Genomic DNA, 26334 nt, shown 5'->3' on the forward strand with positions numbered 1-26334 from the left:
TAATTTTGATTATTTGTTTGTAAGTAAAATTTCTAGTTCTTTTTTCCATTTGTTGTAGGCAACCAAATAAGGCTCTTTGTTGTTCAAAGGCATATAGGTCATAACGTGGTCGTTTTGTGTGATGTTGTCACCAAACTTTTTAAAGTCGCCATCAGTTAACCCCGCTGCTCTAGCCGCACCTACAGAACCTGTGGTGTTGTAAATTTCAATTTCGTGGCCAATTAATGTCGCTACGGTATTCGAAAATATTTCAGATCGGAAAAGATTGTCGTTTCCAGCTCTAATTACATTGATCACCGCATTGTCGTTTTTCAAAATATCCATTCCGTATACAAAAGAAAAGGCTATTCCTTCTAAAGCGGCACGGTACATATGTCCGTCTGTATGTTTGTTGAAGTTTAAATTGCAGTATTGTGAGCCTACATTTTTGTTGTTTAAAATTCTTTCAGCCCCATTTCCAAAAGGAATGACAACCAAGCCGTCAGAACCAACAGGAACTTCACTGGCTTTTATATTCATTTCTTCGTAGGAGTTTGCGGCCAAATTGTCTTTCATCCAGCGGTATTGAATTCCAGAACCGTTGATGCACATTAGTTTTCCTAAAATTGGATTTTCTTTGCTGTAATTAACATGTGCAAAATTATTTATTCGTGAAGATTCTTTGGATTTCAAAGAATTGGTCACGGCATAAATAACACCAGAAGTTCCACCTGTAGCTGCGACTTCTCCATGGTTAAAAACATTTAAAGAAAGCGCATTGTTAGGTTGGTCACCCGCTCTATAATTTACAGAAATCCCTATAGGCAATCCTGTTTCAGAAGCTCCTTTTTCGTTTACTGTTCCTTGATTTGTGAAATTTTCAACAATATCAGGAGTCAAGGCTGGGTCAATTCCATAATGTTCTAGTAAGAAACTGGCCAAAGTATCGTTTTCATAATCCCATAAAATACCTTCAGACAAGCCATTTTTAGTAGTGTTAAACGTACCTGTAAGTTTGTAGGCGATAAAATCACCTGGTAGCATGTATTTGTGAATTTGTGCGTAAATCTCAGGCTCATTGTCTCGAACCCATTTTAATTTGGAAGCGGTAAAGTTTCCAGGAGAGTTTAATAATTTGGAAGCGCAAACATCATTTCCGATTTCATCAAAAGCTTTGTTTCCTATTTCTACAGCACGACTGTCGCACCAAATAATTGAATTTCGTAAAGGTTCTCCTTGCTTGTCAACCACCACCAAACCATGCATTTGATACGAAATACCAATCCCTTTAATTTTTGAGGCATCTATATTCGATTCTTTGATAGCTCTTTTGGTAGCCGTACAAACATATTTCCACCAGGTATTCGGATCTTGTTCTGCCCACTCGGCTTGAGAAGCAATAATTTCCATTTCATTTTCCGGTTCATGCAAAGCGGCAAGTTTTTCGCCAGTTTCTGCATTTACAATAGCTACTTTCACTGAAGAGCTTCCTAAATCGTATCCTATATAGTACAAGTGCGTAGAGTTTTTTGATTAGTGAATCAAATTTAGGGGATACTTTCGTTGCGGCTGTCCTGTGGTGATAAATATTCCTTTTTGAAGAAATTTAAGAGGCGCTCAATTTTTTGTGAAAAGCCTGAATTCATTGAGGTTTTCTCAAATGTTTCTTTTACTTAAACCTTTAAGTAGAATTCTTTTAAATTTTAATATTTTTGTGTTCATATGATTACAATCAAAGAAATTGCTGATTTGGCAAAAGTTTCACCCGGAACGGTAGATAGAGTAGTGCATAACCGATCTGGAGTATCGGCAAAGACGGCTGAGCGAGTTCGGAAAATTTTAAAAGCACATAATTTTAAAATAAATAATGTGGCTAGTAAATTAGCGAATCGTAAAAAGTATACTATTGCAAGCTTAATGCCTGAGTTTGATGCGCAGAATTTGTTTTGGAAATCGCCATTTGAAGGGGTGACAAGAGCAAAAGAAGAAGTGGCGAACTTTGGAGTGACCGTGCAAAGTTATACTTTCAATCAAATGGAACCAGAAACGTATTTAGAATCTTTTGAAGTATTGTTTGCTGAAAAGCCAGATGCAGTTTTATTGGTGCCAACTTTTAAAGAAGAAACCAAAGTTGTGGTGGCCAAATTGGAAGCTTTTCAAATTCCTTATTTATTTGTGAACAATGATGCGGAAGAGTTTGATGCCTTGACTTTTATTGGACAAAATTCATATAAAAGTGGGACTTTGGTAGGAAAGTTGTTGCATGTCAGTTTGCCAACAAAGCCTGAATTTGTAACCATTCATATCCGTCAGAATATTACCAATTATACAGCTATTTCAAACAGAATAAAAGGCTTTGAAGGTTTTTTTGAAACTCATAAAATTGCGGCAATCAAGCACAAACTTCATTTTGAAAACTTGAAAAATTTAGAGGAAGTTAGTTTAAAATTGAATACTTTTTTAAAGGGGAACCCAAATGTAAAAGGAATTTATGTGCCTTCTAGTCAGCTGTCTATTATTGCTAATTGTATTGATACGGAGCGCTTGCAAAATTTAACACTGATTGGTCATGATACCACAGAAGACAATATCAAATGTTTGCAGGAAAATAAAATCACTTTTTTAATATCACAAAAATCTTTTAACCAAGGTTTTGATGCGGTGCATGTAATGACAGATTATTTGTTTCATAAAATTGAGCCTAAGAAAAAAATATATTCTCCTTTGGAAATCATCACCTTTGAAAATTTTGATTTCGAAAAAGAGAAATAGAATTTAAATCTTAATGAAAATTCGCTTCTTGTGCATAAAGTATACAATACACCAAAAGAAAAAAATGTGAACAAGAGCAAATAACAAAGAACCATTCATGTTTCCGGCTATAGGTACAAATAGTTCCGTGTATAAATATTGGTACCCTGAAACAAGCTCATTTTTAGTATTGTTAAGTTGGACTAAATGAATGATCGTTAACACATAAATGCCCGAGAATACATAAATAAACAAAGGGTTTGTTCCAAAATGTAGGAAAGGATGTATCCAAAAAGTTATTTTTTTTACATCTATTAACCAAAGTAGTATTGCTAAAAAAACAAGCGCCAATCCTCCTGTAAATAACACAAAGCTACTTGTCCAAAGTGCTTTGTTTATAGGGAATGTAAAACTCCATATATAACCTACTATTGTTAAAGTAATTCCGGAAATACATAACGGTCGAACTGCTTTTTTTGTGTTGGATGAGAATTCAATAAGTTGTCCTGTAAAGTACCCTAGCAATAAGGTCCCAATAGAAGGTAGTGTTGCTACTAAACCTTCTGGGTCAAAAGGAATTTCAAAACCTTGATACAAATGTTGTTTTCCAAAAAACCACAGGTCTACTTTTTGTGCAAGGTTGTTTTTCAATTCAAAATAAGGCTTGGGAATTGTGAAGATTAGTAAGAGCCAATAACTTACTAGTAGACCTATGAAAATAAATACGAGCTGTTTCGGGGTAAACTGTATGCATAGCAAAGCGCCTAAAAAATAGCATAGTCCTATTCGCTGTAAAACACCAAAGATTCGTAAGTGTTCAAAATCAAAATAAGGGAAGGCGTTTAAAAAAAGTCCAAGTCCAAAAAGGATACTACTTCTTTTTAAAACACTTAAAAAGTTTTGTTTTGTAACACCACTTTTAAATTTTTTAGAAGAATACCACAAGGAGACTCCAACAATAAATAGAAAAAAAGGAAAGACCAAATCGGTAGGTGTGCAGCCATGCCATTTGGCATGACGTAAAGGAGCGTAGACATAGGTCCAGCTCCCTGGTGTGTTCACTAAAATCATTAAGGCAATAGACATGCCCCTCATAACATCTAAAGCAAGCAGTCTTTTGGTGGCCATAGTATTTATTTTTTGAGTCCTAATTTATGTCCAGAAATAGCATAGTATAAAATAAACAGATAACAAGGAACTAAAATCCAGTATCCAGCTGTGGCAGCTTCTGCCGTAGCTGTAAGTTCATCAATACCTTGTGCTAATAGGCTAGTTTTGTTTCCATCAACTAGTTTTCCGTACAAGGGAGGTATAATTGCCCCTCCAGAGATGGCCATAATTAACAAGGCTGAAGCCGTTTTTGTGAATTTTCCCAAACCTTTTAAGGTGAGCGGCCAAACTGCAGGCCAAACCAAGGCATTGGCAATTCCTAAAGCAGCTACAAATAAAACAGAGGTAAATCCGCTGGTGAAAACAATACAAAAAGAAAATACAATACCTAAACAAGCGCTAATTTTTAAGGCGAAATCTTGGGTCATGTATTTCGGGATTAAGAAAACGCCTAGCGCATAAGTTGCTACCATGGCCATTAAGGTAAACATGGTAAAAAAGCTGGCTTGTTCAGTAGGGATTCCAAGTGAAATTCCATAAGAAATAATCGTGTCGCCGGCAATCACTTCTACGCCAACATACAAGAATAAGGTAAGTACACCCAACCATAAATGCGGAAATTGAAAAATACTTGTTTTCTGAGTTGCTCCATCATTTTCTTCCTCAATAGGTGCTGCTTCAACATGTGGTAAAGGTGCTTTTCTAATTAAAAGGCCTAAAACCACTAAAACAACAGCCATTATTATATAAGGAGTTACCACACTGTCTGCCATGTTATTTAAAAGTGTGTCTTTTTCTTCAAGAGAAACGGTGCTCAATTTTGCTTTTACATCGTCTATTCCTGTAAGCAACAGCGCTCCAAAAATGACAGAGCCTAAGGCACCAGCAACTTTGTTAGCAATTCCCATAATGGCAATTCTTTTGGCGGCACTTTCCATGGGGCCTAAAATAGTGATATAGGGGTTGGAAGCAGTTTGTAGCAACGTCATTCCCATTCCTTGAATAAAGATTCCTGTTAAAAAGATCCAATAGGTTCTTGCTTCCGCCGCAGGAATAAAAACCAAAGCTCCTAAAGCCATAATTAAAAGTCCTAACGACATTCCTTTTCGATAGCCTACTTTGTTAATTATTTTGGAAGCCGGTATGGCCATAACAACAAAAGATATATAAGAGGCAGAAGCTACTAAATACGACTGTGCATCCGTTAGTTCATTTATAGTTTTCATAAAAGGAATCAAAGCGCCGTTGATCCAAGTGACAAATCCGAAAATGAAAAAAAGTCCGGCAATAATTAAAATAGGAATAAACGTACTGTTTTTTTTGTTGGCCGTATTTGCTGAGTTTGACATGCTATTTGTTTTGTGTAATTTGAGACTACTAAAGTAGTTTTTGTTTGAATGATGTTTAAATATTTTCTCTAGTCAGCATAAAAAAAGAGTTAAAGAGCGCTGTTTTTAGGACGAACATATATTTTGGATAGGGTTTGTTTAATCTGAAATATCGGTATTTAGTATTTTTTGTTTTGCTTCTTGTAAGTAGTTTCGTCCAATCGGAATTCTGCGATTTGCAATTTCTACGGAGTTTCCTTCAATGGAAGTAATTTTATTTAAGGCAATATTAAATGAGCGGTGAATTCGTAAAAAATTTTCTGGCAATTCTTCAGAAATACTTGTCATGGATTTATGAACCAAATAATCTCCAACACGTGTAAATACTTTGATATAATCTTTCAGGCTTTCAATGTATAAAATATCATTGAGTTTAATTTTCATTAATTTTTTGTCGACTTTCAAAAAAATATGAGGGTCTTCCTTTAAGCTAGGTTCATTCAGTTTTTCTTTTTCTAAATTAATTCTATGGCTTACTTTGTTTACTGCTTTTAAAAAACGGCTAAATGGAATTGGTTTGACTAAATAATCTAAAACATCCAAATCAAAACTGTCGACTGCATATTCTCTATAAGCCGTAGTAATAATAATATGTGGTTTTAGTGTTAAGCTTCTTAAAAAATCAAGTCCACTCATTTTAGGCATATTGATGTCTAAAAAAATAACATCAATATCTTTTTCTTTGATGGCAGACAAAGCGGCAATAGCGGTATTGAAAGTTCCAAGCAACTCAATATTTTCAAATTCTTTTAAATGATTTTCGATCACTTTTATGGCTAGCGGCTCATCATCTATAATTAAGCATTTTAATTTCATTGGAGGGGGATTTTTAAAAAGACGCAAAATGTTTGGTCAACTATTTTTGTGTGAAATTCGTAATTGGCGGCAAATAACAATTCCAATCTACGTTGGATGTTTTTTATGCCAATACCATGAATAGGTTTGTTTTTTTTATTTGTGTTTTGGCTAAAGGAATTTTCTACTTTAAAGATAAGCCAATTGTCTTGCTCATTTTCAAAACTAATAGTTAAGTATATACGGTCACTATTTTTGGCACCATGCTTAAAGCAGTTTTCAATAAATGGTAAAAACAATAGTGGTGGAACTTCTACATCTTCAATATTACCTATAATGTCCATTTCACAATGAATTTTATCTCCATGGCGCAAACGTTCTAAGTCTAAATAATTTTGAATATAATTGATGGCTGTAAACAATCTAATTTTTGGTTCCTTTACTTCATACAATACATATTGCATAATGTCAGACAGCTTTAAGACAACACTTGGTGCTACATCCGATTTTTCAAGGGTTAATGCATATAAATTGTTTAAGGTATTAAAGAAAAAATGAGGCTGAATTTGAGATTTTAAAAAATCTAATTCTGTTTTTAATTGTATTTTCTGTAAATCTTCAACACGATTCAATTCGTAAACCCAATCAAATATTAGTTTGATAGAAGTAGCTAAGGCTACCACATAAACTTCCCCTAAAACAACGGCAATGATATGATTAAAGGTAAACACCTGTTGTAGCCCTTCTGCTTCAGGCCAAATATTTTCGGTCACCAATACATAATTCAAGCCAGTTCGTACCATATAGTGACAGCCAAAAAGTATGATGAGTAAAAAAAGATACTGTTTGTATTTTTTGTTCAGGATAAAACGGGGAATGAGCAGGTATATATGTATGTACACAACAATTAAGTGCAAAGGGAATTCTACCAAGTTTGATTTTAGGGAATACCAATAGTCATCAAAATAACTCCCCCAACGAATTACATTGAAAATAAAGTAAGTGATCCAAAAAAAATAATGAAATTTTTTAGGGATAGAACTACTTGTGTTTTTAAACCAATTTAGGGATTCTAGAATCAAATTTTAGAAGATTAGTTCTGAAAATTATACTTTTTTTCTTGAGGAGCAAAATATTTCATGGGAATAATGTCGATATTGAGAAAGCACTTTTTATTCATCATTTAACAACTGTTATTTGTCGCTGTTTTGGTGCTGTTTGCAGATTTAATTTTTGTTAAGCTCTTGTTGTTATTAGGTTTAGGGTCTAATATTAACTAATTTATAACTTATGAAAAAAATAATTACTTTATTAATTATGTTCTTATCACTTACGTTAACACAACATGTGTTTGCTCAAGTTAAGGCAATCTCTGGTACGGTAACCTCGGTATCAGACAAAACTCCAATTCCAGGAGTAAGCGTTGTTATTCAAGGCACAAGTAAAGGAACGGAAACTGATTTTGACGGAAATTTTTCCTTGCAAGTTTCAACAGGAGATGTTTTAAGTTTTTCGTTTTTAGGAATGAAAACAGTACAACTGACCATTGGCGCTTCTAATTTTATTTCTTTAGGTATGGAAGAAGATGCTGCAGCTTTAGATGAAGTTGTGATAACGGCATTAGGTATTAAAAAGGAGAAAAAAGCCTTGACCTATTCTGCACAAGAAGTAGGAGGAGATGCTTTGACAAAAGTGAAACAAACCAATCCTATTAATAGTTTGTCAGGTAAAACGGCGGGTATTACAATTACCAAAAGTTCTTCTGGTGTTGGTGGAGCAGCAAAGGTGGTGTTAAGAGGAAATTCTTCCACAACAAATAATGATCCTTTGTATGTTGTTGACGGAATTCCAATGTCTAATAGTGGAAATGGTTCTAACGGAGAAGAGCCTGGAACTAGTGTTTTTGGAGGGCATATAGGGAATAGAGATGGTGGAGATGCCTTGTCTATGATCAACCCTGATGATATTGCAAGTATGACGATTTTAAAAGGAGCTTCTGCTGCAGCCTTGTATGGAAGTCAAGGAGCGAACGGGGTTATTTTAATTACCACAAAAAGTGGAAAAGAGGGGAAAGTAACTGTGAATTTTAATTCAAGTTTTACGGTAGACAATGTGGTTTCTTTGCCGGAATTACAATCGGAATACCAGTCGACTTCCGTTGGGCAGTCAGTAGCGGAAAATGGAAATGTTGCAGATCCAAAATCTTGGGGAGCAAAAGCGAACGGTTTGTCGAATGCTGCGAAATCTTTTTTCAATACAGGATATACGTCTATTCAATCGATGTCTTTATCGGCAGGTACTAAAAAAGCGCAAACGTATTTTTCTTATGCAAATACTTTAGCTGGTGGTGTAATGCCAGAGAATAGTATGAAAAGGAATAATTTAACTTTAAGAGAAACGGCTAGTTTTTTAGAGGATAAAATAAAAGTGTCGGCAAGTGTAAATCTGTCTGATCAGAGAATTAATAACAGATCAACCAACGGTTTGTACTCAAATCCATTGTCTGGTTTGTATTTACATCCTGTTGGAATTTCAAGAGATATGTATAAGAATAAATTTGAATACTTCAATTCTTCCTTAAACATGATGGATCAATATGCAACTTCTTTTGATGAGAATATACAGCAAAATCCATACTGGTTGGTTCATAGAAATCAATCTAAAGATATAGCGCAAAGAATTGTAGCTAGCGTTTCGGTTAATTATAAGGTTCATGATAAATTGACCTTGCAGTCTAGAGGTAGTTTCGACAAGTCTTTTTTTACATTTAACAAAGAAATGTATGCGGGTGGCGATTTGACTTTTGTGCCAACTACGGGAAGGTATATAAATGAAAAAACGGAAAATACACAACAGTATTTCGATATCATAGCAACCTATGCTACAGATTTTAATGAGGATTTATCGTTTACAGGAATCTTAGGATCGAGTGTTACTAAGTATAGAATTGGTGATAAAACGTATTTAGATTCTGGTCAAGGTGGTTTAAAATATCCTAACTTCTTTTCTATTGCTAATTTTAATGGAACTGCAGATTTGTTGCAATCCGTAAGTACAAGAGAAGTACAATCTGTATTTGGTTCGGTAAATTTTGGATATAAAAATAAAGTTTTTTTAGATGTAACGGGTAGGCAAGATTGGTCTTCTACTTTAGAGGAACCTTTCTTTTATCCTTCTGTTGGTTTGACGGGTGTTTTGTCTGATATTTTTGAATTACCACAATCTGTTTCTTTTGCAAAAATTAGAGCTTCTTATGCAGAGGTGGGAAAAGACGTCCCTCCTAATACAGCGAATCCAAATAAATATATTCCGTTAGGACTGAATACGATTATAAATCCATTGGCTGGGTCATTGCCTGGAGAGTCTTTGGTTCCAGAAGAACAAAAAGGATTTGAATTTGGTACAGAGTGGAGGTTTCTTGGAAATAGGTTTGGATTGGAATTTACCTACTATAGTTCCAACACAACCAATCAATTAATTTACATTCCTGTAATTGCTGAATTAGACAATAAAGGCTACACGCAGCACATTGTAAATGCAGGTAAAATTTCAAACAAAGGGATTGAGTTTGTCGCAAATGCAAAACCAATTGTAACAGATAATTTTACATGGAGTACTTCTATAAATTTTGCTTCTAACAAAAATGTTGTTGAAAAAATGCATGAAAATTTAGGCGATGGGAAAGCAGATTTAACTTTGCCGGGTGTAAACGGTTATGGTTACTCATTGGTAGAAGGTGAAGATTATGGAAGTATTCAAGGAAGAAAACTTATTAGAAATGCCGCAGGAGTACCTGTAGTTTCTGTTTCTGATACACAAGATATTACCATGGAATCTACAGGGTTTGAAACAATTGGCCATGCACAGCCAGACTTTACTTTGGGATGGAACAATACCCTAGACTATAAAAACTTCACGTTTAATGTTTTAATTGATGCAAAAGTAGGCGGGAATGTAGTGAGTGTTACAGAAGCAATCAATGATTTTTATGGCGTTTCTCAAGCATCGGCAAATGCCAGAAATACAAATGAAGGTATGGTAGATGTTGTTGATACCAATGGAAATGCATTGCAATTAACAGCACAAGACTATTATACAAAAACAGGAGGTAGAGCAGGTATTTTAGGTGAGTATGTGTATGATGCTACAAATGTAAGTTTAAGAGAGTTTTCAGTTGGATACAATATGTTATTTGAAAACAGCTTTGTGAACAAGGTAAATTTGTCTGTAATCGCGAATAACCTATTCTTTATTTATAAAGATGCACCATTTGATCCGAACGTTACCTCTAGTACAGGTAATGGATTGCAAGGAGTTGATATTTACGGTCAACCTTCAACAAGAAGTGTAGGATTAAACATTAACATAAACTTTTAAGATCATGAAAAAATTAATAAAATATACGATCGCGTCTGCACTTGCAATTACTTTAGGAAGTTGTACAGATAATTTTGAAACGATTAATTCAAATCCACATGAAATTACGGATGCACAGTTAAAGCAGCAAAATTATCATATTGGAGCCTCATTTGCCCCCATGTTTTTAAACGTTTTTAATGTAACTCCGGCCTGGAATTATCAATTACAACAAGGACTAATGGGTGATGTGTTTTCAGGGTATATGACAGCACCAACGCCTTTTGCAGGGAATGTAAATAATCAAACCTATGCGTTGGTAGATGGATGGAATGGTTTTCCTTGGGCTGATGCCTATACAAGCGTTATGCCTTTTGCTTTAGAAATAAAGACCATTTTGGATGAAGAACAAAACCCGGAAAGTGAAACATATCGATTTATAGCAAATATTATAAAAGTAGCTGCGATGCATCGAGTATCTGATATTTATGGCCCTATAAGATATACAAAATACGACGCTATTGCGACAACAGGAATCTATGATTCTCAAGAAGTGGCGTATACAGCTTTTTTTAATGATTTGACGACAGCCATTGACGGCTTGGAATCTTTTGCGGCCAGTGGCGATAAGAAATTTTCTTTATTTGATATGTCAACCTTTGCAGGAGATTTAGGGAAATGGAGAACTTTTGCCAACTCGTTACGTTTGCGTTTGGCAATGAGGATAGTAAATGTAAATCCTGAATTAGCTAAAACACAAGGAGAATTAGCTTTGGCTAGCAATGCTGGTTTTTTAGAAGTTGAGAATATGGTTGTCAACACAGGATTTGCGCATCCAATTTCCGTCATAAGCGGTTCTTGGGGAGATGTTCGAATGGGAGCCGAAATGGAAGCTATTTTGACAGGTTTTAATGATGGTAGAATTGATAAATATTTTGCACCTGCTACAGATGCTAATCTAAACGGAGTATACAAAGGTGTAAGAATGGGGATAGAAATTGAAGCAAAAACACAATATGGTGCGCACTCTGCAGTAGGTGCTGTTATTGATGGTGAAACGATTCAATGGATGTCAGCTGCTGAAGTGTTTTTCTTGAGAGCAGAAGCAGCGCTAAGAGGTTGGGCTAATGCAGGTACTGCACAAGCAAACTATGAAAATGGAGTTACCGCATCTTTTTCTCAACACGGCGTTTCTGGAATTTCAAGTTATTTGGCTGATGACACAAGTACACCTGCAGATTTTGTAGATGCCTTAAATGCAGCTAATAATATCGAGTATGCTAGTGAGGTGAAAATTGCCTACAATGCGGCAGGTTCAAATGAAGAACAGTTGGAGCAAATTATTACTCAAAAATGGATCGGCATGTTTCCTGATGGACAAGAAGCTTGGTCAGAATTTAGAAGAACAGGTTACCCAAGAATTTTCCCTGTTGTTGTGAATAATAGTGGAGGAGAAATTGATACAAACATTCAAGTAAGAAGAATCAATTTTGTAGATAGTGAAGTGAATACCAATGGGGCTAATGTAACTACAGCGGTTGGGTATTTAAATGGACCCGATACTGGAGGTACTCGTCTTTGGTGGGATGTTTCCGGAAGTAATTTTTAATACAAATAGTTAGTTTTGAGTTTATAGTAGTTTAACAAACGGAGTGTATCCGCTCCGTTTGTTTTTTGTAGTAAATTCAGTGACGTTGGTCGAAAAAAGTTTAAAGAAAGGGTTTCAAGCAATAGTTTTACGGTAGAATCTTATTTATTATGGAAAGTACACTTATGACAACAACAGATATTTCTTACAAACCAGCAGGGCAATTTGAAGATACCCGCTATGAAAAAATTCACAATGTAGTTTTTGAAAATTCAGAAGAGGCTTCTATTTGTGTGGCACACGAAATTGCAACACTGATAAAAGTCAAAAAAGATAAAAATCAAAACTGTGTTTTGGGATTGGCAACTGGATCTTCACCCGTTAAAGTTTATGAGGAATTGGTGCGAATTCACAAAGAGGAAGGTTTGAGCTTCTCAAATGTTGTAACTTTTAATTTGGATGAATATTATCCAATGGATGAAAATAACATTCATAGTTATCATTATTTTATGCGCCAGCATTTATTTAACCATGTGGACATTCCTACAGAAAATATAAATATTCCTAATGGAAATATCCCGCTAGATCAATTGCATCAATATTGCATTGATTATGATTTGAAAATTAAAGAATATGGTGGTTTGGATTTTCAATTGTTAGGTATTGGAAGAACAGGTCATATCGGTTTTAACGAACCAGGATCTCATTACAATTCAGGCACCAGAAGTATTACCTTAGATCATATTACTAGAATGGATGCGGCACCTACTTTTTTAGGAATAGACAATGTTCCGAAAAAAGCGATTACCATGGGAATTGGAACCGTAAAAAAAGCAAAAAGAATTGTGTTATTGGCTTGGGGTCAAAACAAGGCTTCCATACTTAAAAACACCATAGAGGGAGCTATTACTCCTGAGGTTCCTGCCACGTATTTACAAGACCATCAGAATACTACTTTTATATTAAATGATGAAGCTGCTCAAAATTTAACACGTTTAAATACGCCTTGGTTGGTTGGGCCGTGTATTTGGAATGAAGAACTATCCAGCAAAGCCATTGTTTGGTTATGTGAGCAAACACAAAAATCAATTCTAAAATTAACAGACAAAGATTACAATGATTATGGGATGTCTAGCTTGCTTGTGCAAGATGGAACCGCTTATGATATCAATATCAAAATGTTTAACAAGCTTCAACATACCATTACAGGTTGGCCAGGCGGAAAACCAAATGCAGACGATTCTTCAAGACCTGAGCGAGCAACGCCGAATAAGAAGCGGGTTGTTATTTTTAGTCCGCACCCAGATGATGATGTAATCTCTATGGGTGGAACTTTTGATCGGTTGGTGGCGCAAGGACATGAGGTTCATGTGGCTTATCAAACCTCTGGTAATATTGCCGTTTCCGATTCAGAAGCCTTGAAATATGCAGAAGTTATAAAAGATGTAAATCCTACATTTCCTAAAGTTGATGCCATTATAGAAAAGTTGAACTCGAAACAAGGAGATATTGAAGATGAATTGGATGTGAGAAAACTAAAAGGATTGATAAGAAAAAGAGAATCTTTAGCGGCTACTCGTTTTGTTGGTGTTCCAGATGAAAATATTCACTTTTTAAACCTTCCTTTTTATGAAACAGGAAGGGTGAAAAAAAATCCAATCAGTTTTGTTGATATTGAGATGGTGGCCAATTTAATTGAAGAAATTAAACCACATCAAATATATGCTGCTGGAGATTTAGCCGATCCTCATGGAACACATAAAGTTTGTTTGGATGCTATTTTTGCTGCTTTGGAAGATTTGAAACACAAGGAGTATATGAAAGATTGTTGGGTTTGGTTGTATAGAGGGGCTTGGCATGAATGGGATATTCATCAAATAGAAATGGCGGTTCCTATGAGTCCGGATCAAGTATTGAAAAAAAGAAAAGCTATTTTCTTTCATCAGTCACAAAAAGACGGAGTTATGTTTCAAGGAAATGATACTAGAGAATTTTGGGTACGTGCAGAAGATAGAAATAATGATACAGCGCAAAAATACCACAATCTTGGGTTTTCAGATTATGCTGCTTTAGAGGCTTTTAAACGTTACCATTTTTAAGGAATTTAGAGTGTTCTTCAATCTAGGTTTTAAATATTGCTTTAAAAAGTCTAGATAGAAAATAAGGAAACTAACGGTTGAATTAGGAAATAAAAGAGTTCAATGTGCGAGAAAAAAAAGAATAAGATGAAAATTAATATAGATATAAAATTTGTAGTACTGTTTTTTGTCATTCAGATGCACACATTTGCTCAGAATACAAAAGACTTAAGTTTAATGCCTTGGCCTCAAAGAGTAGTAGCTACAGACGAGCATTATAAGATAGACAAAAATTTTTCAATTGTTATTTCTGATAATTCAAGTAGACGAATAAATTTGGCGACAACTCAGTTTTTAAGAAGGTTGAGCGGACGGACAGGCGTATTTTTTGAACAAGGGTTTGCGAATTATAAATCAAATTCTTCAAACTTTTCTTTAAACATTTCTTATGATCGCATTGGAGAGTTGGGGATACATCAAGATGAATCCTATGTTTTGAATGTTGGTGAAAATGTAATTTCTTTAAAAGCAACAACAGATATTGGAGTAATTTACGGGCTAGAGACTTTGTTACAGCTGGTATCAAACAATGAAGAATTCTATTATTTTGAAGGTGTTAAAATTAATGATTTCCCAAGATTTACTTGGAGAGGTTTGATGATTGATGTGGCCCGTCACTTTCAGCCAGTGGATGTGTTAAAAAGAAATTTAGAAGCCATGGCAGCCGTAAAGTTGAATGTTTTTCATTGGCACTTAACGGATGATCAGGGGTTTCGGGTTGAAATAAAATCCTATCCGAAGCTTCATGAATTGGGTTCTGACGGTTTGTACTATTCGCAAGAGCAGATAAAAGAAGTAGTTCAGTTTGCAAATGACAGAGGTATTCGAGTGATTCCTGAGATTGATGTTCCTGGTCATGCCACAGCTATTTTAACAGCTTATCCTGAAATAGGAAGTAAGGAGATGCTCTATGAAATTGAAAGGAATTCAGGGGTTTTTGATCCAACTTTAGATCCGACCAATGAAAAAACCTATAAAATTTTAGCAGCTGTCTTTAAAGAGTTGTCTGCTTTGTTTCCAGATAAATATGTACATATAGGTGGTGATGAAAATGAAGGAAAACATTGGGATGAAAATAAGAATATTCAAAAATTTAAAAAGGAGAAATTTTTAAAAACCAATCACGATTTACAGACTTATTTTAATATTCGTTTGGAAGAAATTTTAGCCAAGTATGGGAAATTGGTCATGGGATGGGAAGAGATAATGACAGATAAAATGCCTACAACAGCTTTGATTCATTCATGGAAAGGAATAAATGAAGGAGTGGAGGCAGGAAGTTCTTTGATGAAAGCGGCGAAAAATGGCTACAACACCATATTGTCTAATGGGTATTATATCGATTTGATGCAATCGGTTAATTCGCATTATTTGGTGGACCCAATTCCGAAGAATAACTCGTTGACATTGGAAGAAAAGAAAAGAATTCTTGGGGGCGAAGCCACGATGTGGAGTGAGTTGGCAACCTCTTTAAATTTGGATTCTCGTTTGTGGCCAAGGACAGGGGCAATTGCAGAAAGATTTTGGTCGTCTAGTGAGGTGGTAGATTTGGAAAGTATGCGCGAACGTTTGGGGAAATTAAGTTTTCAATTGGAAGAGCTGGGTATTACACATATTAGAAATAGAGATGTAATACTAAGAAATCTGACAAGCAATCAGAAAGTAAGCTCTTTGGTAACTTTGACTGAAATTTGTGAGCCTTTAAAAATTTATTCAAGAAATAAAGGAGGTGTAGAGTATCAAAGTTATTCGCCGTTTACATTATTTGCCGATGCCTGTACGGTAGATGCGCCACAAAGTTTCGCTTTTAGAAAAGCTGTAGAAGCGTATAAAAAAGAAATAAACAAGACTACAGAAATTGAGGTACTGTCCTTTTTTGAGCTTTGGATTGAGAGTCAAGATAATTTTTCTAAACTAGATCAAAGTCCGTTGTTAAAAGATATAGCCCCTTTTTATAAGCAATTGTCGAGTACGGCAAAAATGTATAAAAAAATAATAGAATCGAAAAATATTTCAAAAGAACAGCTACAAATTTTGGAAGATTTATTAAAACAGCTAAAGCATTCAAATTTAGATGTAGAGTTGGCTGTTTATGATGATTTGAAAGATTTTACGAGCTTTTTAGCAAAGAAATTTGGAAGTTCTTTACAGCATTCTGTTTTAAGAAAAGACTAGCTTAAGTATTTGTTAAACTAAAAAAAACCAACAGCTATTGTTGGTTTTTTTAGTTTCTATAAATTAGGCAATTGCTTTTTTATAGTTTTCTTTGGTGGCTTCACATACGCTACAAGTGTAATCGTCTGGTAAGTTTTCAAATGAAGTGTTAGGAGGAATGCTGGCTTGCTCATCTCCAAAAGCACTGTCGTAAATAGTCATGCATTCTGAGCATTGGTACACGTCAGAAAGTACGGGTGCTTCTTTTTTCGTTTTTTTCGATTCTTTACTTTCTGTCACTTCTCCTAGCTGGTCAAAATACATTTGACTCAATTCCATGAGCAGTCCAGGCAATTCGATTTTATCAACATCCTGTGCGTAGGCAATATATTCTTGAGTGTTTGGATCGAAGTTTTTTGAATAAAGCACGTTAAATGTGGGTCTGACTTGAAAGTTTTTAACAATGTCGGGTGTTCTATTTTTTTCAACCATAGCCGTTGTAAAATAGGTTTTGTTTTCACCTTGATTGCTAATACCAAAAGTCATACCGTAGGTACTAATATCATTTTGATCAAAACTTTTAACAATAAATTCCTTTAAATTTAAGGCATCGCTGTCTCCTACGGGAATATGCCAATTTAATTCTAAAGATGAGTGACGAACATTGATCCCTTTTTTCCCTAAGAATTTTTCAAGGGTTAATTTATCTTCTTTGTAAATTCCTTTGACAATAAATGATTTCCAAGGTGTAATACAAATTTTACCTACTCTATGATTCAGACAAAATTCAGAAAAATCCTTTAAAAAACTAATGTCGTATCTGTTATTTCTCCAGTACAAGCCCAGCCAATAGCGGTTCATTCCAATTTTATTCATTCCCTCATAATACGGAAAGGGCTCATAGGTAACTTTCAATTCTTTTTCAATAGTTCTATTGTTGGTTTCTATTCTGTCGTTAATTAGGTCGAACAATTCTTCAGCATCGTCTGCATCAGAACCAATTTCTTCAATTTCTTTTGAAATTTTGGCAATGTCATAACTGAAAATCAAAACAGGATAGTAAACAGATTCTTCCCAATGAGGAAGTTTTAAATTTAAATACCAATAATCTTCATGTGAAGAAGCGATGAAGTTTAAATGCCCACTAAATAAAGGTACCAATTGTTGAAGCGGATCGGTAATGTTTATTTTTAATTTAGGCAAATGCTTAAAGTCTTCCAATATGTACAAATACTTTACCCCATTTAGCCAAGGTGTGTTTTTATAAATGTCAGAAGAAACATAAGAACAAACAATATTTTGATAAGCTCTTTCGGTAACAATATCCATGGTTAAATCTGGAAATTGTTTTAATATTTCTCTATCAGATTCTTGGAAAGGTAAGATGATATCTTGTCTAGAACCAAAGAGAATTTCTTTGAGTCCTAAGGTTTCTGCCAAGCGAATAATTTGTTTTAATTCTCCTGGTGACAATACCCCTCCTTTTATGAAAATACGTTTTAAATCGTTGATCATGATTGTATCTTTTTGCTGACCTAGGCCAATTGTTTTTGTGTTTGTTCTAGTAAAATATCTCTTACTTCGGGCTTACAACTTCCGCAACCCAATCCGGCACCTGTGCTTTTACACAAGGCAGTAAATTCGGTGCAGCCACCTTTAACGGCTTCAATTAAGTTGCCCTCTCCAACCTGACTACAAGAGCAAATTAGTTTTCCTATAACAGGAACGGCATTGCTTTGTCCACGTAAAAGTTCTTCTCGTTTGTCTGATAATTCTGTACGGTCTTCAATAAGACTTTTGAATTCGGCAAATTCACTTTTATCTCCCATCATTACAGCGCCTACCAACTTATCATCTTTTACGATGCATTTTTTGTAAAAACGCTTGCTGACATCCATTAATAAGATTTCTTCATAAGAAGGATCATTGTCAGGATATTCAATGTTTCCGATACTGCATAAATCTAAATCTTCAAATTTTAAAATATTCATTAAAACAGATCCTTTGTAATGACTACTTAAATCCCCTAAAATAAATTTGGCAGCAATATCAGCTTGCTGTTCTGCTGCTGAGGTAATTCCAAATAAGAAATTGTTGAATTCTGCAATTTCACCCATAGCAAAAACAGTAGGATCACTAGTTTGTAAATATTCATTTACAATCACCCCTCTTTGTGTTTTTAATTTAGAGGCCCTTGCCAATTCAATATTCGGAATGGTTCCAATAGCATAAACAATGGCATTTGCATTTAGTGTTTTTCCTGTTTTTAAGTTGATGGATAAATTATTGATTTCACTATCGTCAAATACGGTATTTACCTCATTATCAAAATAAATTTGAATGCCTCTTTCATGCACATCTTGGGCCAGCAATCTACTAGCAACTCTGTCCAACTGACGTTCCATTAATCTAGAAGCGCGTTGAATAATTGTTATATTGACTTTTCTTTTGTTTAGTGCGGCAGCAAGTTCCAATCCTAGCAATCCTCCACCAACAATAACAACATGTTGTTCTTCATGTGGAAGTCCTGTACCGTCCAAATAATCTTTTAAACCATCGGCATCTGCTTTGTTACGCATGGTAAATCTGCCAGGTAAATCTAGTTGTGCATCACTAGGTATAAAGGCTCTACTTCCTGTGGCCATAATAACAATATCATAACTGTGTACCTCGCCATTGCTATCGGTAATTGTTTTGTCTATTCGGTTGATAGCGGTAATAGATACACTGGCATGTAGCTTTACTTTTAATTTGTCAAGTTCTCCTTTTTTTATTTTTTGAAGCTGCTCCCAGGTCAATTCTTCATTGACATATTCAGGTAATAATACGCGATTGTAAAAAGGAGTTTCTTCTAATGAAAAGACTTCAATACTGTCGGTTTCATTATTTTCTCTATAGGTTTGTACAAATCGGTAAGCGGCTGCACCACCACCAATAACACATATTTTTTGAACTTCTTTTTTGTATTTGGTTATTTCAACTGCTGCGTATTTGAAATCAGGTTCTTTAGAAACTGGGTCAATTAAGGTATTGGTTAAGTTATTTGCTCTACCATAATCACTGTTTAATATTTTTCCAAAATGCATTGGCATAAAAACAACTCCAGAACGTATGTCGTAATTAATTTTTACCGGAACACGAACTTCTCCTCTAGGGTTGTTAATGACCACTACATCTCCTTCTTTTAAATTTCTTTTGAAAGCATCCACACCATTCATTTCAACATAAGGTCCTTCAATGTGCGTAAGCAAACGTTGAACTTTTCCTGTTTTGGTTCTTGTATGCCATTGATCTCTAATTCTACCCGTGTTTAAAATCAAAGGAAATTCAGGTGAAGTTTGCTCTGATAAATTTTTGGTGCTTGTGGGGATGTTAAAGGCTGCTTTTCCATTGGCCGTATCAAATTTATGATCGGTGTATAAGCGTGCTGTTCCTTTATGTTTGTTGTGAGGAACTGGCCATTGCATGGTTCCTTCTGTGATAAGTCTTTCGTGTGATAGACCTGATACATCAATTTTAGTACCTTTTGTCAACAAACAATGTTCGTCGTAAACTTCACTTACATTCTTATAATTAAAGCCAGGAAAATCCATTTTTTGTGCAAATTTCCATAAAATTTCTGCATCTGGTAAAGCTTCACCTGGGGCTTCTATTCCTTTAGGCAAATAACTCACTCTTCTTTCAGAGTTGGTCATGGTTCCTTCTTTTTCTAACCATCCTGCGGCAGGCAATACCAAATCGGCAAATTCTACAGTTTCAGAGTTGTGAGAAATATCTTGAACTACGACAAAGTTTGCTTTTTTAAGTGCTCGTTCAATTTTATTTGAATCTGGTAGACTAACAACAGGGTTGGTGCAAATAATCCAAATAGCTTTTAGTTTTCCACTATCTAAAGCATCAAACATTTCTGTAGCTGTATAACCAGGATTTGGAGAAATTTCTCCTGACCCCCAGAAGTCTGACACTTCTTTTCTGTCCTTTGGGTCTGCTAAATTTTTATGTGCCGCTAATAAATTGGCCATTCCTCCAACTTCACGTCCGCCCATGGCATTCGGTTGACCTGTTAATGAAAAGGGACCAGACCCCGGTTTTCCAATGTGTCCTGTTAAAAGTGAAATATTTAGAAGCGAAACATTTTTGTCTACCCCAATAACACTTTGGTTTAGACCCATAGTCCACATACTAATAAAACCTTTGGCATCTCCAATATACTGAGCTGCCAGTTTAATTTCGGCAGCGGTAATTCCACAAATTTTTGCGGCAGCCGATAAAGAAGTTTCCGAGACAAGTTTTTTTAAAGCTTCAAAATTATTGGTGCTTTCTTTAATAAATTTGGTGTCGACTTTATTTTTATCGATCAATCTTTTGGCAATGGCGTTGTGTAAAACAACATCCGTACCTGGTATTATTTGTAAATGTAAATCGGCAATAGCACAAGATTGTGTTTTTCGAGGATCTACAATTATAATTTTTGTATTTGGGTTTTCTTCTTTGTGCTTTTCTAGTCTTCTAAAAAGTATAGGGTGACACCAAGCAGGATTGGCACCTGTAATTAAAAAAGTATCTGCTAATTCAATATCGTCATAAGCAATGGGTACATTATCATCTCCAATAGCTTTTTTATAACCAACTACTGCAGAACTCATACAAAGCCTTGAGTTTGTATCTATATTATTTGTCCCTATAAATCCTTTGGTTAGTTTGTTAACTAGGTAGTATTCTTCGGTAAGGCACTGTCCTGAAACATAAAATCCAACACTATCAGGTCCATGTTTTTTTATGATGCTTTTAAAAACCGCAGCTGCTCTGTCTAAAGCTGTATCCCAACTAACTTTTTTCATAGGATGGTTTTTACTCCATCTCATTTCAGGGTGTAAAATTCTATCAGTCGTGTCTTGCGCAACGTAATGTAAGTTCATTCCTTTTGAACAAAGCATACCTTTGTTGGTAGGATGATCAGCATCTCCTTTTACTTTTAGCGTACCGTTGTGATGTTTGTCTACAATAATACCACAGCCAACACCGCAATAAGAACAAGTTGTTTTATAGGATTTCAATATGGACATAAGTGTCTAATTTTTCTCTGTTTAATTTTAGTGCTTGTTTGTCCTGCTATTCGTTAGCTATAATAGAATAGTAGTACGCACAAACTTACATGACAAAGATAGTTAATTACGTAGGTTTACGTAGTTTGTTACGTAATTTTTATGTGTATTTTTTTAAACGTGCTCTAATATTGCTATTTCGCAGGAAAAAACAGAGGATAATTAAGAAAATCCTAATTCTTTAGCTTTTGAAGACAGCTCAATTAGGTTTTTAACGTTCATTTTTTTCATTAAGTTAAATCGATGCGTTTCAATAGTACGCTTACTTTTCCCTAAGTTGTCTGATATTTCCGTGTTGGTCATGCCAGATAAAATCAATGATAAAATTTCTATCTCTTTTTTAGTTAAGCCATGTGCGTTTTTAGGCGCGTTGCTTACTTTTGCTGCGTTAGAAGTGTTTTGCAGGTAGTTAGATACAATAACATTAGAGATGTCTCCACTAAAATATTTACCTCCTTTATAAATGGTGTTGATGGCTTTTAAAAACTCTTCTCTACCCGTATCTTTTAGTAAATAACCACTAGCTCCAGCTTTGATAGATTTTAAGATGTATTCTTCAGAATCATGCATAGAAAGCACAATGGCTTTGGTGTTAGGAGCATAGTCGCTTAAATAACCTACGGCTTCAATACCATCCATTATTGGCATACGAACGTCAATAATTAAAATATCTGGGTTTGTTTCTTTGGCTAGTTCCAATGCTTCCTTACCATTAGAGGCTTCACCAATAACATCAAGAGTCGACTCTGCTTCTAACAAAGATTTGATTCCATTTCTTACTAATAAATGATCGTCCGCTAATATAATTCTGATTGTTTCTTCCAATTTCAACTATTTTATTTTCTACAAATATATAAGAAGTTGTGGATAATTTAAAATATTATACGTAATTAATTTAAGTAGTGTTGATTGCCTTTATTATTCAGGGAAGTTAATTCTGTATTTGCAGTCGTTTTTATTGAGTTTTACAGGCTTTAAGTTGTGGTTTTGTGTTGGAAGTAACCCTGGTTTTATGATTTTTTATTATGTTTTTTTACCAATAGTTTTACTGTTTAAAATCATGTTGTTTATAGAGGGTTGACAGGGTTTTTTATTGAAACATTAAAATAGTTACGTATAAATACTTAGTAATATTTGAATATTACGTATGTTTGTGGCTTAGATAAAAATAGATTTTGGTTATGAGAGCTGATTTAAATTTGAAAAAAGCGAATAAAACACTTTTTATAAATACGTTTGCGTTTACGATCTGTTTTGCAGTTTGGTTGATAAATGCTGTATTGGTAACTTTTTTAGTAGACAATCAAGTATACGACTGGACTTCCATAGAAATTGGTTGGCTGATGGGGATTCCAATTTTAACAGGTGCTCTTTTTAGATTGCCTGCAGGAATTTTAACTGATAAATATGGTGGAAAACCGGTTTTCACAGTTTTGTTATTGTTGTGTGCTGTGCCTTTAATAGCCTTGTCGTATGTAGATAGTTTTTGGGGGTATGCCTTTTGTAGTTTAGGTTTTGGTTTGGCTGGGACTAGTTTTGCTGTTGGGATTGCCTATACTTCGGTTTGGTTTCCTAAAGAAAAACAAGGAACGGCTTTGGGAATTTTTGGAGCAGGAAATGCTGGAGCTGCCATAACTACTTTGGTAGGTCCTAAATTATTGTCTTTTTTAACCGATGATAAAACAAATTTAGAGGGATGGAGAAGTATGCCACGAATTTATGCTGGCGTACTTATAGTCATAGCGGTGTTGTTTTTTTTATTGACTGAAAATAAAAAAACAGAGGCGGCTAAGAAAACATTGAAAGGCCAATTAGCTCCTTTGAAAAATATTAGAGTGTGGAGGTTTGGTTTGTATTATTTCTTAGTTTTTGGCTGTTTTGTAGCGTTTGCAGGTTGGCTGGTTCCGTATTATACCAATGTTTATCATTTAGATTTGGTAACTGCAGGAATATTAGCTTCCTGTTTCTCATTGCCTTCTGGTTTAATTAGAGCCGTAGGAGGTTGGATGTCTGACAAATGGGGTGCAAGAAAAGTGATGTATTGGGTGTTAGGAGCAACGGTGCTTATTAGTGTTATGTTGGTAATACCGAAAATGGATATTTATGCCGATGGAAAAGGTGTTGTTGCGAAAGCGTCAGGAATTGTAACCGAAGTAACGAATTCGTATGTGAAAGTAGGTGATAAGGAATATGCAATTCAACAAAAAAACGCAAAATTTAAAGAGTCTGTTTCAGAGTTTCGTTTGTTTCCTGTAAAGGAAGTTTGGCAAGAAGCAACAGTAAAAGTAGGTAGTAAGGTTCAAAAGAAAGAATTAATTATCAAAGGGAATACTCATATTTTCTTCCAAGCAAATATTTGGATTTTCGCAATTCTTTCTGTGCTTATAGGTTCTATTTGGGGGATTGGAAAAGCTGCTGTGTACAAACATATACCTGATTATTTTCCAAATGAAGTTGGAGTTGTAGGAGGAATGGTGGGTGTGCTTGGTGGATTGGGTGGTTTTATTTGTCCTATTCTTTTTGGATACTTACTGCAAGGAACAGGTTTGTGGTCTAGTAGTTGGTTGCTTATGTTTTTCTTAGGAATTATTTGTTTGGCTTGGATGCACAATGTTATTCAGAAAATGATGAATACGGAAGCGCCAAAATTGGCTAAGAATTTTGAAAGAGAGGGTGCTTAGTTTACTTAAAATATATAAAATGAAACCGAAGCGTTATGGCTTCGGTTTTTTTATTTGTTGTCGATATATTTTTTAATCCATTCTTTTTCGGATAAAGCAATAAATTTTTTCTTAGGACTAAAAGGATCTTTGCCACCATCAAAATACGCTCTTAGGGTTTTGTAAGTAATGGTGTCTTTCAGTTTTGTAGGTACTTTGTATTCATGATTTCCGTGGAAGTCGTGGCATTGCAAACAAGTACTCCATTCTTTGTTTTTAATCAAATCTGTATGTGAAATATCTAAGGGGTCATTTTTAACACTTAGGTCTTCATGGCAATGCATACAGTAATCCACTTTTTTTAAAGTCAATCTTTTAGCGTTGTGTTCAGAGTGGCAAGTGTTGCAATTAGCAGTATTGATTTTCTTTACGGCATCTCTAAATTTTGGTTCTAAAAATCTATGGGTGGGGTGTCGGTCGTTGTCCCTATCATGACAGACTAAACATTTTTTTGTTTTTACATCTATAGTTCCAAACTCCACAGAATTCTCTCTCAAACCGATGCTGTATTGCAGGTTTGATTGAAGTTGTTGCCATAAATTACCTGTGGCATCAGCATGACATGTATTGCATGAAAATTCTTCATGACCAACATTCATAGGGCCTATACTTACATATTTTTCATTTGATTTTTGACCAAAGACAACCACTAATAGCAGGCCTAAAATAAGACCAATACAAATTCCGATAAATTGCCTAAAACGTAATGGGTTTATTTCGAAGTTCATAAATTAGTTGGGTATTTCTATTGTTATTTGTTCACTTTTAGGATAAGAAATGCAAGTCAATACCGTTCCATTGGCAACCTCGTCATCGGGAAGTAAATGGCCTTTTGCTAGGATTATTTCTCCATCGGTGCATTGGGCTTTGCAGGTACTGCACATTCCAGATCTACAAGAGTAGGGTAATACAATATTATTTTCCATGGCTTGCTGCAAAATGGTTCTGTTACCTGGCACTTGCAATTTATGTGTGGCACCCTTGTGTTTGATTTGAACCTGACTAATTAAATTTTTTCTGTCAATTTTAATTTTGGCAGGTTTAAAAGCTTCCGTTTGAATATTGTTAAGTGGAACAGATTTTGATTTTAAAATTTCTTTTACACTTTTCATGTAACCTGCTGGGCCACAAATCATGTATTTGTGATTCGTAAAATTAATGCTGTTTTTTTTGAATATTTTCTCAACCAAGTTTTTTGTTATAAATCCTGAATGAAAGTTTGGCTGGGTGTTATGACTTAAAATATGCTCTACTCTAAATCGATCAGGATGTTGTTCTGCTAAGTCTTGGAGTTCCTTTAAAAATATGATGTTTTCAATATCATGATTCGCATAAATAAGCAGAATTTTTGATAGGGGTTCTTTGTCTAAAACAGAAGTTAATATTGAATAAACAGGCGTTATACCACTACCTGCTCCAAACAAAATATATTGTTGATTTGCATTTTTACTAGGTTCAATATAAAAGCTGCCCATTGGTTTTTCAACGTCAATTTTTTGCCCAACCTTTAATTCAGAATTTATATAATTTGAGACAAGACCGTTTTCTACTTTTTTTACAGTAATATTTAGTTCTTTAACAGTAAAAGGGTTGCTGCTGAATGAATAAGCTCTGCTTTCTATTCTGCCATTAATCGGGATTTTTAATGTTAAAAACTGTCCAGGTTTGTATTTTATTTTATTGAAAAAACGGTTGTTTTTAAAAGAGACCGTTACAGCTTGTTCTGTTTCTTTTTTAATATTTGTAATGGCTAATTTCATGCGGTTTTATTTGTAGTAGAATACGATGTAAATATGAAAATTCAAGAATAGAGTAATACACATGGAAAGAGCAACATGTGTAATCATCCAACCTTTAAATAACCACGATTTTGTTGATTTTAGCACGTCTAGGTTGAGGGTGCCAATAAGCATATTTATTAAAAATAAATAAGAGAAAATGACAAGGTAACCAAATCCGAATTTAGTACTGTGTGCATATAAAAGTATGGGGCTAAAAACTCCTATCCATTTGTGTAAGTTATTTATGGAAACTGATTTTGCTCTAAATTTAGGAATGATTCTGCTAAAAGTTAGCAACCATTGAAATAGGATAAATAGGCCTAATACTAGTCCTGACCATCTTTTGTAATTTTCTTGGACTTGCAGGTTTTCTAAGAAGTTCCATTTTAATAGAAATGTTTCCTGCAAAAGATAGCTAAGAAATAGCACTAGGCCTATAGTTGTTATGGTGTAGTTGTTTTTCAATTGG

At 34.8% G+C, this 26334-nt stretch carries 17 protein-coding genes; 6 read left to right on the plus strand and 11 right to left on the minus strand.

Going from position 1 to position 26334, the window contains the following annotated elements:
• Positions 1-9 precede the first annotated feature (9 nt).
• The gene (locus FGM02_RS06585; RefSeq protein WP_139957511.1) at positions 10-1494 is read right to left on the minus strand and encodes a xylulokinase; all 1485 of its coding nucleotides are present in this window, start codon (positions 1492-1494) and stop codon (positions 10-12) included.
• A 207-nt stretch (positions 1495-1701) separates the two neighbouring features.
• Between FGM02_RS06585 and FGM02_RS06590 the strand changes: the two genes are divergently transcribed.
• The gene (locus FGM02_RS06590; RefSeq protein ID WP_139957512.1) at positions 1702-2751 is read left to right on the plus strand and encodes a substrate-binding domain-containing protein; all 1050 of its coding nucleotides are present in this window, start codon (positions 1702-1704) and stop codon (positions 2749-2751) included.
• Between the two features lie 3 nt (positions 2752-2754).
• On the opposite strand, the gene FGM02_RS06595 is transcribed toward FGM02_RS06590, so the two are convergent.
• The 4 genes from FGM02_RS06595 to FGM02_RS06610 all read right to left on the minus strand — a co-directional run bounded on the left by FGM02_RS06595 (position 2755) and on the right by FGM02_RS06610 (position 6826).
• Entirely contained in the window at positions 2755-3858 is a 1104-nt protein-coding gene (locus FGM02_RS06595) for an acyltransferase family protein (RefSeq protein WP_139957513.1), read from the minus strand.
• A gap of 5 nt (positions 3859-3863) precedes the next feature.
• Complete coding sequence (locus FGM02_RS06600) at positions 3864-5189, minus strand: sugar MFS transporter (RefSeq protein ID WP_139957514.1); 1326 nt, start codon at positions 5187-5189, stop codon at positions 3864-3866.
• Between the two features lie 138 nt (positions 5190-5327).
• Positions 5328-6044, minus strand: a complete 717-nt coding sequence (locus FGM02_RS06605) for a LytR/AlgR family response regulator transcription factor (protein WP_139957515.1) — start codon at positions 6042-6044, stop codon at positions 5328-5330.
• On the minus strand, positions 6041-6826 hold the full coding sequence (locus tag FGM02_RS06610) for a sensor histidine kinase (RefSeq protein WP_243739364.1): 786 nt from the start codon (positions 6824-6826) through the stop codon (positions 6041-6043). Before FGM02_RS06610 ends, FGM02_RS06605 begins: the two co-directional genes overlap by 4 nt.
• 487 nt (positions 6827-7313) lie before the next feature.
• On the opposite strand from FGM02_RS06610, the gene FGM02_RS06615 reads away from it, so the two are divergent.
• From FGM02_RS06615 to FGM02_RS06630, 4 genes are all read left to right on the plus strand, one after another.
• Complete coding sequence (locus FGM02_RS06615; RefSeq protein WP_139957516.1) at positions 7314-10400, plus strand: SusC/RagA family TonB-linked outer membrane protein; 3087 nt, start codon at positions 7314-7316, stop codon at positions 10398-10400.
• Between the two features lie 4 nt (positions 10401-10404).
• Complete coding sequence (locus FGM02_RS06620; protein ID WP_139957517.1) at positions 10405-11988, plus strand: RagB/SusD family nutrient uptake outer membrane protein; 1584 nt, start codon at positions 10405-10407, stop codon at positions 11986-11988.
• A 149-nt stretch (positions 11989-12137) separates the two neighbouring features.
• Positions 12138-14066 carry a glucosamine-6-phosphate deaminase gene (gene nagB, locus FGM02_RS06625; protein WP_243739365.1) on the plus strand — a complete coding sequence of 643 codons (1929 nt, stop codon included), beginning with the start codon at positions 12138-12140 and terminating at the stop codon, positions 14064-14066.
• 126 nt (positions 14067-14192) lie between these two features.
• Positions 14193-16280: a beta-N-acetylhexosaminidase gene (locus FGM02_RS06630; RefSeq protein ID WP_243739366.1), complete on the plus strand. Its 2088-nt coding sequence runs from the start codon at positions 14193-14195 to the stop codon at positions 16278-16280.
• Between the two features lie 63 nt (positions 16281-16343).
• On the opposite strand, the gene FGM02_RS06635 is transcribed toward FGM02_RS06630, so the two are convergent.
• The 3 genes from FGM02_RS06635 to FGM02_RS06645 all read right to left on the minus strand — a co-directional run bounded on the left by FGM02_RS06635 (position 16344) and on the right by FGM02_RS06645 (position 22189).
• Positions 16344-17774, minus strand: coding sequence for a rubredoxin (locus FGM02_RS06635; protein ID WP_139957518.1), 1431 nt, complete (start codon positions 17772-17774; stop codon positions 16344-16346).
• 20 nt (positions 17775-17794) lie between these two features.
• Entirely contained in the window at positions 17795-21325 is a 3531-nt protein-coding gene (locus FGM02_RS06640) for a nitrate reductase (protein WP_139957519.1), read from the minus strand.
• Between the two features lie 201 nt (positions 21326-21526).
• On the minus strand, positions 21527-22189 hold the full coding sequence (locus FGM02_RS06645) for a response regulator transcription factor (RefSeq protein WP_139957520.1): 663 nt from the start codon (positions 22187-22189) through the stop codon (positions 21527-21529).
• Positions 22190-22545: 356 nt separating this feature from the next.
• Between FGM02_RS06645 and FGM02_RS06650 the strand changes: the two genes are divergently transcribed.
• A complete protein-coding gene (locus FGM02_RS06650; RefSeq protein WP_139957521.1) occupies positions 22546-24045 on the plus strand; it encodes an MFS transporter in 1500 nt (499 codons plus the stop codon).
• A 50-nt stretch (positions 24046-24095) separates the two neighbouring features.
• On the opposite strand, the gene FGM02_RS06655 is transcribed toward FGM02_RS06650, so the two are convergent.
• The 3 genes from FGM02_RS06655 to FGM02_RS18180 are packed head-to-tail and all read right to left on the minus strand — an operon-like array spanning position 24096 to position 26330.
• Positions 24096-24812: a multiheme c-type cytochrome gene (locus FGM02_RS06655; protein WP_139957522.1), complete on the minus strand. Its 717-nt coding sequence runs from the start codon at positions 24810-24812 to the stop codon at positions 24096-24098.
• Positions 24813-24815: 3 nt separating this feature from the next.
• Entirely contained in the window at positions 24816-25844 is a 1029-nt protein-coding gene (locus FGM02_RS06660) for a ferredoxin--NADP reductase (RefSeq protein ID WP_139957523.1), read from the minus strand.
• Positions 25845-25850: 6 nt separating this feature from the next.
• Positions 25851-26330: a hypothetical protein gene (locus FGM02_RS18180; RefSeq protein WP_139957524.1), complete on the minus strand. Its 480-nt coding sequence runs from the start codon at positions 26328-26330 to the stop codon at positions 25851-25853.
• Positions 26331-26334: the final 4 nt, after the last annotated feature.

Source organism: Flavicella sediminum (assembly GCF_006381105.1).
Lineage (GTDB): Bacteria > Bacteroidota > Bacteroidia > Flavobacteriales > Flavobacteriaceae > Flavicella > Flavicella sediminum.